At 72.5% G+C, this 1,050-nt stretch carries 1 protein-coding gene; it reads left to right on the top strand.

Translation table 11 applies throughout. The annotated features are described in order from the left end of the window. Positions 1-31 precede the first annotated feature (31 nt). On the top strand, positions 32-1,050 hold a 1,019-nt coding region (locus AC5RUJ_RS17055), incomplete at its 3' end, for a class I adenylate-forming enzyme family protein (RefSeq protein ID WP_494156340.1).

Below are 1,050 nucleotides of genomic sequence, written 5' to 3'. Positions count from 1 at the left end.
GGCGCTGGGGCCCTCGGGGGTGGAGCGGCACGTGCCCGGCCCCACCCGCCGGCTGGACAGCACCGGGGCGCCCGTGCAGCGGGACGTGCGCGACGACGATGCCCTCCTGATGATCTTCACGTCCGGTACCGAGGGGCCGAGCAAGGCCGCCATCCTCACGCACGCCAACTGCTTCTGGACCAACCTCTCGCTGTCGCGGACCATGGAGCTCTCCAGCTCCGACGTGGTGCTGGCCGCGCTGCCGCAGTTCCACGTGGGCGGCTGGAACATCCAGCCGCTGTTGGCCTGGTGGACCGGCGCCACGGTGGTGCTGGAACGCACGTTCGACGCCGGCCGGATGCTGCAGCTGATCGCCGAACGCAGGGTCACCACCATGATGGGCGTCCCCACCCAGTACGCCCTGCTGGCCGAGCACCCCGGCTTCGCGTCCGCCGACCTGTCCAGCCTGCAGCACGCGATCGTCGGCGGGGCGTCGATGCCCGCGCCGCTGCTGCGGATCTGGCACAAGCGGGGCGTGGCCCTGAGCCAGGGCTACGGCCTGACCGAGGCCTCGCCCAACGTGCTCTGCCTGCCCAATGAAGACGCGGCCTCCATGATCGGCTACGCGGGCAAGCCCTACCCGCACGTCAGCGTGGCGGTAGCGGACCCGGCCACCGGCGAGATCCTCGACGGGGCGGCCACCGGTGAGCTGCTGGTCTCGGGGCCGGGCGTGTTCGCCGGCTACTTCCGGAACCCGGACGCCACCGCGGCGGCGCTCGCCGGCGGCTGGCTGCGCACCGGCGACCTGGTCGAACGCACCGCGGACGGCTTCTTCCGGATTGTGGACCGGATCAAGGACCTCTACATCTCCGGCGGCGAAAACGTGGCCCCGGCCCAGGTGGAGCAGGTCCTGCTCTCGCATCCCGCGGTGGCCGAGGCCGCCGTCGTCGGGGTTCCCGACGAACGCTGGGGCGAGACCGGGCTGGCCTACGTGGTGGTCCGGCCGGGCCGGATCACCGACGCCGAGGAACTGGCCGAGCACTGCCGGGCGCAGCTGGCCGCCTTCAAGGT

The organism is Arthrobacter sp. Y3223164 (assembly GCF_059091005.1).
The sequence above is the reverse complement of the archived record's forward strand: the minus strand, read 5'-3'. Positions and strand labels throughout refer to the sequence as shown.